Origin of the sequence: Streptomyces spiroverticillatus, from assembly GCA_014650415.1 — a bacterium.
GTDB lineage: Bacteria > Actinomycetota > Actinomycetes > Streptomycetales > Streptomycetaceae > Streptomyces > Streptomyces spiroverticillatus.
In genome coordinates, this window is sequence record BMUX01000011.1 from 282,815 (window position 1) to 297,321 (window position 14,507).

The following is a 14,507-nucleotide window of genomic DNA, read 5'->3' on the forward strand; positions in this document are numbered from 1 at the left end:
CTCCTCATCGCGCACCCCCGAGCGGCAGCGTGGCCAGCAGCCCGGGAAGCTGTTCCCGGTCCAGCCGTACGAGATCCAGCCGCGCCGCCCGGGCCGCCCACCCCAACTCCGCCTCCAGGAAGCCCGGTTCACCCTCGCCGGTGACCCGCACATGCGCTGCGGGACCCGCCGCGCCGCCCGCCCCGGGGTGCCGCAGCGTCAGGCTCAGCGTGGCCGCCGCCTCCGGGGGCAGTGCGGCGGCGAGCGCGGCGGCATCGGTCGGGGGCGGCGCGGCGGCGCCACGCGGGCCGCCCCCGACCTCGTACGCGACATGCGTCAGCCCCTCGGCACGCCACGCCCGCACGGACTCGCCCCCCGGCCCCGCCCCCGCAGGCTGCGCCCCCGCCCTGGGAAGCCCCGCCGCCTCAAGCGCCGCGTCCAGCCCCTCCCGGTCCAGGACCGTCGCCCGCAGCCCGCGCACCCCCGTCAACCGGCTCGCCACATGATCGGCGGCCCGCACCAGACACCGCTGCGCCCCGCCGAACCCGCCCCCACGCGCGGCCACCGCCTCCGGACACAGCTCCGGCTCCAGCCGCAACGCCACCCACGTCGACCGCACGCCGGGTGCGCCCCCGGCTGTGGACGCCCCCCGCACCTGCTGCACCACCTGCACCGACGCCAGCACGACGTCGTCCACCTCCAAGGCTTCCCCGAGCAGCTCCCACGGAAGTTCCACGCCGCAGCCCGCCGGGCGCAGCCCCGTACCGGAGGCCTCGACCCGGACGACCGCCGTCAGGAACGTCCCGTCGCCGACCATCCCGACACCACGGGCCCCGTCGGCCCCGCGCCGTCTCTCGTACGTGTACGAATCGAGCCCCGCCCACCCACAAGCGGAATCCCCGCGCCGCCGCCGGGCCCGGAACTTCGCCGCCACCGCGAGCCACCCGTACGCACTCCGGCCGCCCCGGAGCGGCGCGGCCAGCGCAAGTCCCGCCGCCCCGAAGGCGATTCCCGGCACGGCCCACTCCTGGCCGCCCGCGACGCTCGCCGCAGCCACCGCGAGGGCGCATTCGCAGAGCGCCAACTCCCGTAATCCGAAAGACCTGTTGAGCACGCGCACTCTCGTCCCCATCGCCGTACCGAATCCTGCGGCCGTAACCCCCGCTTCCGTACGGGAGTTGACGGAGCGTTCACCCTATCTGAGCTGTGAGTGACCGAATTCACGGTCGGCGGCGACGGGGGAGGGGTCCGAAAGCGGCGACCGGGGGAGAGTGGCGGCGGTCCGATGGCATCACGACGAGACGAACTCAACGCATACGTCTTCGCGAAGCGGAGGCTGGTCGCACAGTTCCTCCACCCCACGTCGACCGGCTCGGAGGAGGGCGCTCCCCGCCCTCTGCGGGCCGTCCTGCCGGGGGTGCTGGCGGGGGTGGTGGGGCTGGCGGGGTTCGGGGTGTGGGGGTTGCTGCGGCCGGCGGCGCCGCCCGAGTGGAACAAGGCGTACGCGAACGTCATCGTCGCGAATCCGTCCACCACCCGCTATGTGGTGCTCCGGACGAACGGGAAGGAGCAGCTCCACCCCGTCCTGAACATGGCCTCCGCCCGCCTGCTGGTGAACCCGGGGCGCAACGGCGAAACATCCGTCATCAGGGTCGCCGATTCCATCATCGACGATCCCCGGATCCTGCGCGGCCCGACCGTCGGCATCCCGTACGCACCGGACCGCCTGCCGTCCCCGCGCGAAGCCGGCACCGCCAAGCCCTGGATCGTCTGCGACCGCCCGCAGAACCAGGGCAAGGACGTGCAGACGGCGGTCTTCGTCCTCTCGGGGAAGGACGAGGCGGACTTCGGCAAGCGACAACTGCTGCGCAACGACGCGTTGTTGTACGTCCGCAGCACGGCGAAGGGCGGCAAGCACCACCTGGTGGACGCGTCCGGGACCTCGTACGTGATCAGGCCCGAGGACGACCTGCTGGTGAGGCTGCTCGCCGGTGACGAGGCCCCCCGCCCGGTGTCGGAGGAGTGGCTCAGGACGCTCCACCACGGGACACCCCTCTCCATGCCCGAGGTGCCCGGAGCGAGCGGCGTGTCCAAGGCTCCGGGACTGTCCCCGCCGTACAACCGGGTGGGCACCCTCCTGGAAGGGCGCGAAGGAGACGGCGTGCAACGCTACGTCGTCCTGCGCGACCGCGTCGCACCGGTCACGGACTTCGTCGCCAAGCTGCTGCGCGGCAGCGGGAAACTGCCGCCGCCCCCGCCCGGTCGTGACTACCACCGGGTGGACGGCCTCATGCCGGGCGCCGACTTCGCACCTCCCGGATCCGACCGGTGGCCCACCGTGGATTCCGCGGTGCGGTCCTCTTCAGGGGCCACCACCTGCTCCGTCCTCCACTCCGTCAACCCCTCCACCGGCCGTACCACCCTCGGCATCTGGTCCGGCCCCGACTTCCCGCACGCCCTCCCCGGCGCCACCACCCCTGCCTACGTCACCCCCGGCTCCGGCCAGCTCTTCCGCCAGTTCACCGGCACCCGGACGGACATCGGCCCGGTCTTCCTCGCCACGGACGCGGGCTTCCGCCACTCCCTCCAGACCAAGGGCATCGCCGAACCAGGCGACTCGGGCTACCGCGACGGCCCCGACCCGGCGGCGGACATGCGGGCCCCGAAGACCGCGATGGACCTCCTCGGCTACTCCGACGCGGCCTGCACCCCGATCCCGGCCGCCTGGTCCTCGCTGCTGCCGACCGGCCCCCGCCTGTCGACCGGCGCGGCGGTACAGGTGCAGGGCTCATGAGGCGCACCCCGAACTCGTACCGCCGTACGGTCCGCCGTGGCGCGGCCACCTTCGCGCTGGCGGTGCTCTGGCTGCCGTCGGCGCAGGCGCGGGGGCAGGAGGCGACCTGGGGCGACGCGGGACCGTGCACCTTCGGTGCGAAGCCGTACGGGGGCCGTCCGTGGCCGCTGCAACGCCTTCAGCTGAACGAGATCTGGGAGAAGTCGCCGGGGCGGGGGAAGGGCGTGCGGGTCGCGGTGATCGATTCCGGCGTTGACGTGAAGAATCCGCAGCTCAAGCAAGCGGTGGACCGAAACGCGGGCGGCAACTTCCTGCCTGGCGAACACCCGGGGAAGGACGATCCGCGAGGCACCACCGACGAAGTCGGCCACGGCACCAAAGTCGCCGGAATCATCGCCGCCCGCCCGCACCCGGACACGGGCTTCGTCGGCCTGGCCCCGGAGGCCACGATCATCCCGATCGACCAGAACGACGCCGAGGGCAGAGGTACACCGGGCCTCCTGGCGCAGGCCATCGACCATGCCAGGGATCACGGTGCCCAGATCATCAACATCTCCCAGGACACCAGCGACACCTCGGACCAGCCCGACCTGAAGCGTGCGGTGAAGGCCGCCCTCGACAAGGACATCGTCATCATCGCCTCCGCCGGCAACAACGGCACCGACGGCAAGGCCAAACCCACCTACCCCGCCTCCTACCAGGGCGTCCTCGCCGTCGCCTCCTCCGACCGCGACAACGAACGCGCCTACTTCTCCCAGACCGGCACCTTCGTCGGCATCGCCGCCCCCGGCACGGACATCGTCTCGACCGTCCCCCGCGGCGGCCACTGCACCGACAGCGGTACGAGCTTCTCGGCCCCGTACGTCGCCGGACTGGCAGCCCTCATCAAGTCCAAGCACGACGACTGGACCGGGGCCGAAATCGTCACCCAGATCCAGCAGACCGCCGAACGCTCCTCCCCGGGCCCCGACCCCCTCCTCGGCTGGGGCGTCGCCGACCCCCTGCGCGCCCTCACCGACGACGCGCACCCCCGCTCCCACCCCGTCGCCGAACGCCCGCCCCGCGCACAGACGCCCGACCCCCTGCACGCCCCCACCGGCGAAACACCGCAGGAACGGACCGTACGCCTGTCGGTGTACGTCCTGACCGCCGCCGCAGTGGCCCTCGCAGCGCTCACGGGCGCGGCCGTGGCGGTACGGGACGCGAGGCGTCGCGGACGGCGGACGCCGAAGCCCCCGGCGACCTGACACCACCCGCCGAACGGCAGTCGCAATACGCCCCACGACAGGCCCCGCCGCCCCCGCCGCACCACCCCGACAACAGCCCCTGACCAGCCACTTGACCCACCCGGACCCCCGGTCCGATGGCACGCTCAACCGATCAACACCAACTCCCCCCACCCACCCCACTCGTGGAGAAAGGAGCCCCGTGCGAGACGGAGACCGCACCCCCGCACCGGCCGCCTCCATTGCTCCGGGCGGCGACCTGGCCCGGGGCGCGGACGCGCTGCGCAGCTTCCGCGCCCGGGTGCACGCGATGCTCGTCGCGTTCGAGGACGGCCCGGCCGGCCCGGGAAAGCTGGCGGCCCACCGCCTCACCCGCGCAGATCTGGGCGCACCGAACACACCCTTCCCGGAGGCGGACGACCTGTACGCGCAGTACCGGCGCGTACACCTGGGCCTGGTGAAGCTGTCCCGCTCCCTCACCGAGCAGATCGAGTGCCTGTCGATCGCGGTGCACGGCGCGGAAGTCGGCTTCGACAACCTGGAGGAGGACCAACGCCGCCGCTTCTGGTCCATCCGTGCCCGTACGGAATCCCTCACGGAACGCGAAGGGCGGGCCGACGCATGACCAGCAGCTTCGAGAACCACCGCCTGAACACGATGATCGACCTGGTCGAGGCCGCGAACCCCCGGTCGGTGGCGGGCGCGGCGCTCGCACTGGCCGGAGTGCGCGAGGAGTTCGCGCGGGCCGCGGTCGAACTGCGGCGCCGGGTGGGCGCCGTGGAGTGGAAGGGCGAGGCGGAACGGGAGTTCCACCGCTTCGGCACCCGCCTGGCCGACCATGCGGACGACCTGGGCACGTACGCGGGCATCGTCGCCGGTCAACTGGAGGAGGCAGCAGGTGGTTTGACGTCGGTACGGAACTCCCTGCCGCCCCGCAGCACGTCCCCGGACGGGGGCCTGCCGGGAGGGCCCGACGAACCGCACCGCCAGGAGGCGCTGAACCAGCTCAACCGGCTGGCCTCCTTCTACGCGGTGTCCGGCTCGACCCTGGCTTCGGCGGAGCCGCCCGTCCTCGGCGCGGACCTGCGTACGGAGGTACCGAGACCCGCATCAGCGCCGGCGGGCGGGAGCGGCACGGGCACGCCGACGTCCCCGAGCGGCCCGCACACACGGGCCGACCAGCCCGGACCGGCCCTCCCCGGCCCGCGCGCCCCACTCCACGCGTCGGCCCACGCGGGGGAGGAGGCCGCCCCGCACACCCAGGACACCCTGGCCGCCGGTGGACTGCCGCACCCTTCCCCCGCAACCGCACCCACACAGCAGCCGGCTGCCCTCACCACGATGGAACTCAACAGCCTGACCCCGGGAACCCAACCGGCCCCACCACTGGCGCCTCCCGTGCAAGCCCAACACTCGGCCCCCGCACCGGCACTTGGCGGCCCATCACCCCTCCCCGCAGCGATCGCGGGAGGCCTGGCCATCCCCCTGACCGCCCGCAGCACGGCACCCCCACCACCGGCCTACGGTTCCGCCGCCACCCCGACCACTCCCGGCGGCACCGTCCGCGCGGGCAGCACCCCACCCACCCCACCCCCACGCCCCCTCCCGGGCATCCCGGGGGTAACGGGCGGCACCCCCGCCCGGGCGACCTCTCCCACCCCGCGTCCCGCCTTCACGCAGGGCGGCACGGGCCTGGTCCGCCCCCAGCCGACCACCGCTCCCCGCAAGGACGGCCGCCGCCGCACGGGCCCCCAGTCCAGGGCCACGGAAGACCCCGAGACGTGGACCTCTCCACACCCCCCGACCACCCCCGCAGTCATCACCTGAGGAGGAGACCCCACCCATGGCAGTCCAGAAGGTCAACGGAGTCGCGCTGGCGCAACTCCAGACGGAACTGAGCCAGAACTTCCAGAGCGTGAAGGGCCAACTCCACGCGCTGCACGCCACGATCGACGCCCTGGAAGGGCAGTGGAAGGGAATCGGAGCGGGCGCCTTCAACACCAAACAGGCCCAGATCAACCAGAACATGGTCCGGATCGGCAAGCTCCTCCTGAAATTCCAGGAGGCGATCGAGGCGGCCCGCACGATCTCGGGCAACACGGAGGACGACGTCCTGGCCGCCATGCGCGGAATCGACGTAACCCCCGGCTACCAGGGCGGCGGCACCCCGTCCCCCGCCACCACACCCCCCTCCTCCTTCTCCCGCTACTAACCCCACTCACCCCACCCACCCCACCAACCCCCCCAGGAGCCCCCCATGTCCCCCAACGACGGCACCATGCTGGTCACTTACGCAGCCCTGGACGACGCGGCCCGCACGATCAAGGCCCAGGCGGACCGCCTCGACCAGAACCTCGAAGCCATCAAGACCAAGATCGCCTCCGTCTCCGAACTCTGGGCCGGCGACGCCCGCGAGGCCTACAACATGGCCCAGGCCCAGTGGGACCGCGACGCCAAGGCCATCCACACCTCCCTCCTCCAGATCTCCCGCGCAGTCCAGAACGCCGCCCCCGCCTACCGCGAGGGCGACCGCAGGGCGGCCCAGGGCTTCATGTAGCCCACGCGCCACTGCGGCCCCCGACGCACATCGCCGGGGGCCGCACCCACGCCCTCAACCCGCCTGCACGGCACCCTTCGCATTGCACTGCGCCGACCGCCCCACCGCTCGCGCGTATTCAGCGGTGAGTCGCTGCATGGCTTGCTCGTTCTCCGGGCCGGTGTGCAGCGCGAACACGACGGCGAAGAGCTGCCCCGGCTGGCTGCGCCATGCCTTGTCCGGACGCGGACAGGAAATCTTGCTCACGCCCCCCTCCTCCGAATAGGAGTGGGAACCGTCCCGGGCAACGTGCTTCCGCACGTCGATGCCCGGCCAACTGGGATACATCTGGGCGATGTCCGTTCCGGGGCCGGCCCACTCCGTGGCCAGGGACAAAGCCCTCTTGCCGTCGACGCTGACGTTGCACCGCCGCAACCCGATCCCACCGGTTTCCGCGAGCCCGACACGGACCTGCTTCCCCACGGGAAGGAACGGTTCGAGCAACGAAGCGGGGACGGGGGTGCCGCACACTTCTTGGGGTGCCGCGTACTCCCGCTTCTGTTCCCTTCCTGCGCACCCAGTCACAGCAACGGCCGACAAGGTTCCGACGAGAACCAGGCGGGTCAAGGAGCGCCTCATGGTCTTGTGCATGCGAAAGCCTTCAGGGTGAGATTTCGGTGGTGAGGTCATCGGCCAGTTCCGACGTATTTCCCTGTGCGCTCAGGAGGCCCCTCTTGGAGCCGTCCCGAGCCCAGTCAGCGGGCACGCCGACGGTTTCTGGACGATGGTTCTCCACCGCCTTCTTGGCGGCCTCCTGGGCCACACCGATGGTGGCGTCGCAATCACTCTCCCAGATCTCCCCGGACGCCGTTCCGGCAGACTTCAGTTTTTCCGGCTCGAATTGTTGGCCCAGGTACTCGATGACGACGCCCGTGACAGCGGATGCCCCTCCGCCCGCCAGCGCCCCGCCAACAGGCGACGCGATGAAGGTGGCTCCGACGCCGATGGCAGCCCCTACTGTTCCGGACACAGCGGTTTTCCCGATGCTCAGCGCATCGTTGAAGTCCTTGTCGGATTCCCGTGCCGGGCCGAGAATCGCCTCCTGGCGCCCCTGGGACAAGGTGCCGCCGACTTCTCCCATGGTGTTCGTGATGGCATCAATGGTTTCCGAAGGGGGGTACGGGTAGCGCAAAGCCTCCGGTGTATTCGGGTCGAGGTGGTAGTCCATCAGGCTAGCCATGTAGATCTTGTGCCCGATGTTCAATTCGGCATTTCCTTCGGGAGTCCCGCCCAGATGGAACAGAAACCGAGTCGAGGCCTGGTGGGTCAAATCGGCCGCCGAGCCTGTCACGGGATAGAGCCGGAGCGTGCTCCCTTGCTTGTCGTCCGACAAAGCCCGGCTGATGTCCGGCAAATACTCGACCGCCGCCCTCCCCATGCTGTCCGCCATGTACGGCCGATCCGTAAGCCTCTTGCCGTCCTCCGCGATGGACGCGACCACCGACTCCATCAGCCGCGCCTGCCCCTCCGTGTGCGCCAGGACGCGATCCCCCAGAGGCTCACCCGCCACCCTCCCAGTGACAGCCGCCTCCACCGCACAAGCCATGAAATCCGGCCCCGCGAAACTCTCCCTCCCATCCCGGTGGTGCGTCACCGGCCAATCCCGCTCATTGAACAAATACTGGAAATTGCTCAGCCCCACCTTCCCCTTCTCCTCATCCCCGTCCTCCCAGAACTCGTGATCCTCCTCCTTCGTCACGAACGACCCGTTGAAGAACTCCGTCGCCGCCTCCGGACTCTTCGACAGCGCCTGCATGAACCCCGTCATCGGGTCGTGCCCCGCATCCGTCCCGCTGCGGTTCAGCGGCAGCGAGTCGTCCCAGATGTCCTCCGCCGACTCCCTCCCGTTCTCCCCGAGTTCCTTCTCCACGCGGATCAGCTCCGCCCCGTACTCCTTGAGGAACTCGTTGTCGTACTGGCCCCACCGCATCAGGTTGCTCATCACCTGGAAGCCGAGCGCCTCCCGCCGCCCCGCCCCGATCGGCACGTCGCCCAGCGCGATCATGTCCCGCTCCCACGCCCGCATCTGCGGACTGTCGGAGCGGGTCGCCTCCGCCAGCGTCAGGCCCAGGTACTTCTGCAACTCGTGGTCGTCCTCGAAGCGCGCCCGGTCCGCCCAGAAGTCCAGCGCCCCCCGCGCCCCCGCCCCCACCGCGAGCCGCTCCGCGAAGAGCGGGTCGCCGGCGTACTTCTTCAGCCCGGCCCGCAGTGCCTCCAGCTCCTCCGGCCCCGCCCCGTGCCCCTTGCGCAGGATCGCCGCCATCGCGTCCGCCTGGCGCAGCGCCCCCGCCGCCGCGTCCCGGTCCCGGTACGCCGCCCCCGACGCGAAGCCCCGTTCCGCCTGCGCCACCAGTGCCCGCAGCACCCGGTCCGCCGACGTGTCGCTCTCCGTCGCCGCGTTGAGGATGCGCTGCAACTCGTCCCGCAGCGCCGCGACGTCCCGCGCCTCCGCCTTCTCCCGCGTCGCCTTCTGCGCCGCGGTCTCGCCCGGCGTGCACGGCGCGTTCGCCAACACCTTGAAGCCGCCCCCGGCGACCCCCACCACCTGCAGGTGCTTCGCCTCGCCCCGCTCGATGGCCCGCCTCAACTCCCCACGCTGGCGCACCAGTTCGTCCCGCGTGTCCCGCAGTACGTTGTGGATGCTCGTCGCCTGCGTACGCGCGTCCCCGAACTCACCCGCCGTGTTGCGTACGAACTCCCGCGTCACCCGCGCCATCTCACCCGCCCACTGCGCCCGCTCGGCCCGCCCCCGCAACCCGTCCCTGGCCTCCTGCTCCAGCACCTTCAACCGCCCGATCACGAGCCCCCACTCCCGCACCGCCGCGTCCAGCGCGGCGAAGTTCCCGTGCCGCAGGGCCTCCAGCTTCACCGGCGTCGCTCCGTCTGCTGGTCGAAGGCGGCGTCGAGCTGCGCGATGCCGCTGATGGTGCGCACCACGTGGTGCTCGTCGCTCCGGTGGATCTTGTGCGCGGAGTCGAGGCCGTTCGAGATGTGCCCGCACGCGTCCGCCAGTGACCGCACCTGCTGCCCCCACCGCTCCTGCACCCGCCGCAACGCACCCCCGAGCGCGAACTCCTGCCCGGTCAGGTCCCGCGCCGCCGCCTCCGTCGCCGCGATCGGCCCGCGCCCCTCCTTCCCCACCCGCTGACACAGCCGGAACGCCTGCGCCCCGATCGCCGCCAGGGCCGCAGGGTCGTACACCAGATCCTTCTCCCGGCCCCCGCCAGGGGCCGAGTTCAACCGCATCCCCCCACTCCCGGGCCCCGCGACCTCACCCTTGATCCGCTCCCACTCGTCCCACGCCATCAGCGACCCTCCGTCTCCGTCCGGCCCACAGATCCTGCTCGGCCCTCGACCCCCACCAACCCCGTCTGCACCAACGACACCCCCCTCCGCCGGGACACCGCCACCCCCCGCCCCACCGGCAGCACCCGCGGCCTTACACCCCCGAACACATCCCCCTCACCCGGATCGCCGGACAGCACCACCCCCTGCGCCCCCAGCTCCACCATCCGCTGCACGAAGGGCTCGTACGCCGCCCTGCTCGCCCCCGCCGTGTTCCGCGCCAGCACGAACCGCACGCCCACGTCCCGCGCGAACGGCAGCAGCTCCACCAGCGGGGCCAGCGGATTGCCGCTGGACGTCGACACCAGGTCGTAGTCGTCCACCACCACGAACACCGTCGGCCCCTCCCACCAGCTCCGCTCCCGCAGCTCCCGCGCCGTCACGTCCGCCGACGGGGCACGCCTGCGCATCAGCTCCGCCAACGCCTCCACGTGGTGGTCCATCGAGTGCGACATCGGCACGTACTCCGCGAGATGCGACGGGGGAGTGGCGTCGAGCAGCCCGCGCCGGTTGTCGATGACGAAGAACTTGCACTCCTCGCCCGCGTACCGCTCGCTCAACTGCCCGATCAGCAGCCGCAGCAGATTCGTCTTCCCCGACTCGCTCTCCCCGAAGACCAGGAAGAACGGATCCCGCTCGAAGTCCGCGAACACCGGCTCCAACCGGTCCTCGTCCACCGCGAACGCCACCCCGTCCCCGGGCCGCTCCCCACCGCCGGGCAGCTCCCGCGCGGGCAGTTCCCTGGGCAGCAGCCGTACGGGAGGAGCTCCCGGCACATCCGCCCACCGCTCCCGGACCTCCCGTACGAGCGACGCCGTGGCCTCCGCAAGACCCTCCGCCGACCCGACCCCGTCACAGCGCGGCACCGCCCCCATGAAGTGCAGCTTCTCCGGGGTCAGACCGCGCCCCGGCACCCCGGTCGGCACCTGCGCCGCAGCCCTGCGGTCCAGCTCGGAGTCCATGACGTCGCCGAGCCGCAGCTCCAGCCGGTTCATCAGGAGGTCCTTGAGCTGGGCCCGTACCTCCATCGACCGCGAAGCGGCCACCACGACATGCACCCCGTACCCGAGCCCGCGCGCCGCGATGTCCACGACCACCGGCTCCAACGCCTCATACTCCGTACGGAAGTTGCCCCAGCCGTCCACCACCAGAAAGACGTCACCCCACGGCTGCGCGGCAGCCGCCCCCTCCCCGCGCGCCCGCAACGCCCGGTACGTCGCCACGGAGTCGATGCCCTGCGCCCGGAAGAACTCCTCCCGGTCCGCCAGCACCCCGTGCACCTCCGCGACCGTCCGCCGCACCCGCTCCGGATCGAGCCGCGACGCGACACCCCCGACGTGCGGCAGCCCGGCGACCGCCGCCAGAGCACCCCCGCCGAAGTCCAGCCCGTAGAACTGCACATCCCGCGGCGAGTGCGTCCACGCGAACGCCGCCACCAGCGTCCGCAGCAAGGTCGACTTCCCGGACTGCGGCCCGCCGACGATCTGCATGTGCCCACCGGCACCCGAGAAGTCCCGCACCAACACGTCCCGCCGCTGCTCGTACGGCTTGTCGACATACCCCAGGGGCACGCTCAGCGCCCCATACATCCCATCCGCCCCCAGCCCGTCCAGCGCCGGCGGGCAGTCCAGCGGCGGCAGCCACACCCGGTGCGCCTCCGGCCCCTGCCCCTCCAGCCGCCGCACCACCGCGTCCAGCACGGACTCGCCCAGAGCTTCGTCCTCGCCGTCCTCGGGCGAGCGGGCGGGGGAGGGGATCATGCCGTACGTCTCCTCCGCCCCCGGCAAAGCCCCGAGTTCCGCCCCCGGAGCCGACTCGGCAGCCCCCCACTCCACCCCCTCCACCCACCCCGCCGTGAACCGCACCGGCCCCCGCCGCACCCCCGGCTCCGCCCCTGCCCCCGCGTCCCCTGCCCCCGCGCCACTGCGGTACGGCCCCGAAACGTACGCGGCCTTGAACCGCACCAGCTCGTCCGTCCCGTGCTTCAGATACCCCGATCCCGGCACGTTCGGCAGCTGGTACGCGTCCGGCACCCCCAGCGCCGCCCGCGACTCCGCCGCCGAGAAGGTCCGCAGCCCCACCCGGTACGACAGGTACGTCTCCAGCCCCCGCAGCCGCCCCTCCTCCAACCGCTGCGAGGCCAGCAGCAGATGCACCCCGAGTGACCGCCCGATCCGCCCGATCTGCACGAACATCTCGATGAAGTCCGGCATCGCGGTCAGCAGCTCACTGAACTCGTCGATCACCAGCACCAGCGACGGAATCGGGGCCAACGCCACGCCGCCCGTCCGCACCCCCGCCGCCCGCGCCCGCTCGTAGTCGTGCACGTTCGCGAAATTGCCCGTGTCCCGCAGCAGCTCCTGCCGCCGGTTCAGCTCGCCCCGGATCGAGTCGCCCATCCGGTCCACCAGCGACAGATCGTCCGCCAGATTGGTGATCACCGCCGCCACGTGCGGCAACCGCGCCATCCCCGCGAACGTCGCCCCGCCCTTGAAGTCCGCCAGCACAAAATTCAGCGTCTCCGACGAATGCGTCACCGCCAGCCCCAGCACCAGCGTCCGCAACAGCTCCGACTTGCCCGACCCGGTCGCCCCGACACACAGCCCGTGCGGCCCCATCCCCTCCTGCGCCGCCTCCTTCAGATCCAGGAGTACGGGAGCACCGTCCTCCCCGACCCCGATCGGCACCCGCAACCGGTCCGCCCGCGGCCTGGCCCGCCAGGTCCGCGCGACCTCCACCTCCCCGGCGTCCCCCAGCTCCAGCAGATCCGTGAACTCCAGCTCCGCCAACAGCGGTTCACCCTCGTCCACCCCCACCGGCGCCCGCAGCGGCGCGAGCTGCCGGGCCAGCGCCTCCGCCGCCGCGACCCCGAGGGCGTCCGGCACGCCTTCGTACGCGACCGTGCCCCGGTCCCGCCCCGACTCCAGCCGCAGCGCCCCCTCCCGCACCACCACCGACAACGCACCCCGCGCGTCCCCGTCCCCCAGCTCCCCGGGCACGACCTCGACCACGGTCACCCCCTGCAAGCCGTCCGCCCCCGCCAGCACACACCCCGGCACAGCCGTCACACCATCGAGTACGACCACCACATGCGGCCTCTCCACCAGCGGCGCCCCGTCCGCCCGGAAGCGGGGCCGCTCCTCCAGCACCCCGCCGAGCAGCTCCTCCACCTCCCGTACCCCACCGGCCACCAGCCGCCGGCACCCGGCCCCGTCCTCGGCGACCGCCCCGTCCCGCACCTGCGCGTGCGGCAGCCACTTCACCCAGTCCCACTCCCGGGCCTCCCGCTCACCCGCCGCAACCGCGACCACCAGGTCGGCGGGGGAGTGCAACGCCGCCAACTGCCCGACCACGGAACGCACTTCATCCCGTACGCACTCCTCCTCCCCGCTCACCGTCACGTGGTAGAAGGCCCGCAGCGACACCGCCATCGGCAGCTCGTCCACCGTGCTGTGCACCGCCAGAAACCGCCGCAACGCCCCCGCCGTCAACGGCTCCAGCTCGTCGACGGGCGCGGTCTCGGGTGCCACCAGGGGAGTGGCCAGCGCCTGACTCCCCAACCCCACCCGCACCTGTACGAAATCGGAGTCGCCCGCCCTCCGCTCCCACACCCGGCTCCCCTCGGCCACGAGCGCCCACAACTGCTCCGGCGCCGGATGCACGAACAACTGCACGTCCCGCTGCGTCCGCGCGATCTTCCGCGCGGCCCGCCGCACCTGCGCGAGATGCTTCAGGTAGTCCCGCCGCAGATCCGCCAACTGCCCCTGATTGCCCCGCCGGTGACGCACCATCATCGCCACGGCCATGGCCACGGTGGACGCGATCATCAGCCCGCCCATCACCATCATGATCGTCTGCTTGCCAAGAAACAGAAAGACCACCGACCCGCCCATCCCGACCAGCGGCAGGAGCCGCATCAGCACCCCCTCCTGCTGCCCACGCGGCAACTCGGGCGGCGGCTGCAGCTGCACCTGCTCGGCCGGGGGGACGGGCGGCATCACCCGAGGCGGACGCTTCACGACGATCTGACCCACGGTCCCCAATTCCCTCACCGAACAGGCGTGTTACCCCAAAACACCCCTCACCGGCGGCGGATCCTACTGCCCCTCGCAGCCCTCCCTGTCCCCTCCGGCCGACCGACCTGCCCTCTCCCCAGCCCTCTCGGGCGACTTCTCCCCCCTGTCCCCTTGGGCGGCACCCCCTTTCCGCCGAGCCCCCTTGGGCGGCGGGGGCGCCCCCCGGGGGCGGGACGGGCGGGCAAGGGGGCGGTACGCCCGATCCGGGCCCACCCCCTCCCGGCCCTCTCGCTCCTGGCCCACCCTCACACCGGCCCCCCACCTCGCCCCAGCCCCGCCCCACCTCGCCCCAGCCCCGACCCGCCTCGCCAGAGCCCCGCACCCTCCCCACCCCCACCCCCGTTGGACCGAACGAGGCATCACCCGACCCGAAGATCCCCCGAAGGAGACCCTCCCGTTGACCCCGTCACCCCCCTCGACCCCAACGACCCCCACCACCCCTCAACCCGCCCCGCCCGCGCCCGGCCACCCCCACCCCCCAACCCCCCTCC

Annotated in this window: 11 protein-coding genes; 6 read left to right on the forward strand and 5 right to left on the reverse strand. The window is 72.2% G+C overall.

The genetic code is table 11. The features are described 5' to 3' along the window. Positions 1 to 4 precede the first annotated feature (4 nt). Positions 5 to 1,093 carry a type VII secretion protein EccE gene (gene eccE, locus IE269_RS27910; RefSeq protein ID WP_189825923.1) on the reverse strand — a complete coding sequence of 363 codons (1,089 nt, stop codon included), beginning with the start codon at positions 1,091 to 1,093 and terminating at the stop codon, positions 5 to 7. A gap of 171 nt (positions 1,094 to 1,264) precedes the next feature. Between eccE and eccB the strand changes: the two genes are divergently transcribed. The 6 genes from eccB to IE269_RS27940 all read left to right on the forward strand — a co-directional run bounded on the left by eccB (position 1,265) and on the right by IE269_RS27940 (position 6,556). Further along, positions 1,265 to 2,773: a type VII secretion protein EccB gene (eccB, locus tag IE269_RS27915; RefSeq protein ID WP_189825924.1), complete on the forward strand. Its 1,509-nt coding sequence runs from the start codon at positions 1,265 to 1,267 to the stop codon at positions 2,771 to 2,773. Next, entirely contained in the window at positions 2,770 to 4,020 is a 1,251-nt protein-coding gene (mycP, locus tag IE269_RS27920) for a type VII secretion-associated serine protease mycosin (RefSeq protein WP_189825925.1), read from the forward strand. The genes eccB and mycP overlap by 4 nt, the downstream gene beginning before the upstream one ends. A 181-nt stretch (positions 4,021 to 4,201) precedes the next feature. Beyond that, on the forward strand, positions 4,202 to 4,624 hold the full coding sequence (locus IE269_RS27925) for a hypothetical protein (protein WP_189825926.1): 423 nt from the start codon (positions 4,202 to 4,204) through the stop codon (positions 4,622 to 4,624). Continuing rightward, positions 4,621 to 5,826 carry a hypothetical protein gene (locus IE269_RS27930; RefSeq protein ID WP_189825927.1) on the forward strand — a complete coding sequence of 402 codons (1,206 nt, stop codon included), beginning with the start codon at positions 4,621 to 4,623 and terminating at the stop codon, positions 5,824 to 5,826. Before IE269_RS27925 ends, IE269_RS27930 begins: the two co-directional genes overlap by 4 nt. A gap of 16 nt (positions 5,827 to 5,842) precedes the next feature. After that, entirely contained in the window at positions 5,843 to 6,211 is a 369-nt protein-coding gene (locus IE269_RS27935; RefSeq protein WP_189825928.1) for a WXG100 family type VII secretion target, read from the forward strand. A gap of 45 nt (positions 6,212 to 6,256) precedes the next feature. After that, positions 6,257 to 6,556, forward strand: coding sequence for a WXG100 family type VII secretion target (locus tag IE269_RS27940; protein ID WP_189825929.1), 300 nt, complete (start codon positions 6,257 to 6,259; stop codon positions 6,554 to 6,556). A gap of 54 nt (positions 6,557 to 6,610) precedes the next feature. Here the strand turns inward: IE269_RS27940 and IE269_RS27945 are convergent, their stop codons facing one another. The 4 genes from IE269_RS27945 to eccCa form a co-directional block, all read right to left on the reverse strand. Further along, positions 6,611 to 6,802: a hypothetical protein gene (locus IE269_RS27945; RefSeq protein WP_189825930.1), complete on the reverse strand. Its 192-nt coding sequence runs from the start codon at positions 6,800 to 6,802 to the stop codon at positions 6,611 to 6,613. Between the two features lie 394 nt (positions 6,803 to 7,196). Beyond that, positions 7,197 to 9,464, reverse strand: a complete 2,268-nt coding sequence (locus IE269_RS27950) for a hypothetical protein (RefSeq protein WP_189825931.1) — start codon at positions 9,462 to 9,464, stop codon at positions 7,197 to 7,199. Then, positions 9,461 to 9,901 carry a hypothetical protein gene (locus IE269_RS27955; RefSeq protein WP_229898257.1) on the reverse strand — a complete coding sequence of 147 codons (441 nt, stop codon included), beginning with the start codon at positions 9,899 to 9,901 and terminating at the stop codon, positions 9,461 to 9,463. The genes IE269_RS27950 and IE269_RS27955 overlap by 4 nt, the downstream gene beginning before the upstream one ends. Next, positions 9,901 to 13,974: a type VII secretion protein EccCa gene (gene eccCa, locus IE269_RS27960; protein WP_189825932.1), complete on the reverse strand. Its 4,074-nt coding sequence runs from the start codon at positions 13,972 to 13,974 to the stop codon at positions 9,901 to 9,903. Before eccCa ends, IE269_RS27955 begins: the two co-directional genes overlap by 1 nt. Positions 13,975 to 14,507 lie beyond the last annotated feature (533 nt).

Coding starts and splice junctions, on each gene's coding strand:
- eccB (WP_189825924.1), top strand. CDS start 1,265: ATGGCATCACGACGAGACGAACTCAACGCATACGTCTTCGCGAAGCGG.
- mycP (WP_189825925.1), top strand. CDS start 2,770: ATGAGGCGCACCCCGAACTCGTACCGCCGTACGGTCCGCCGTGGCGCG.
- IE269_RS27930 (WP_189825927.1), top strand. CDS start 4,621: ATGACCAGCAGCTTCGAGAACCACCGCCTGAACACGATGATCGACCTG.
- IE269_RS27935 (WP_189825928.1), top strand. CDS start 5,843: ATGGCAGTCCAGAAGGTCAACGGAGTCGCGCTGGCGCAACTCCAGACG.
- IE269_RS27940 (WP_189825929.1), top strand. CDS start 6,257: ATGTCCCCCAACGACGGCACCATGCTGGTCACTTACGCAGCCCTGGAC.
- IE269_RS27955 (WP_229898257.1), bottom strand. CDS start 9,901: ATGGCGTGGGACGAGTGGGAGCGGATCAAGGGTGAGGTCGCGGGGCCC.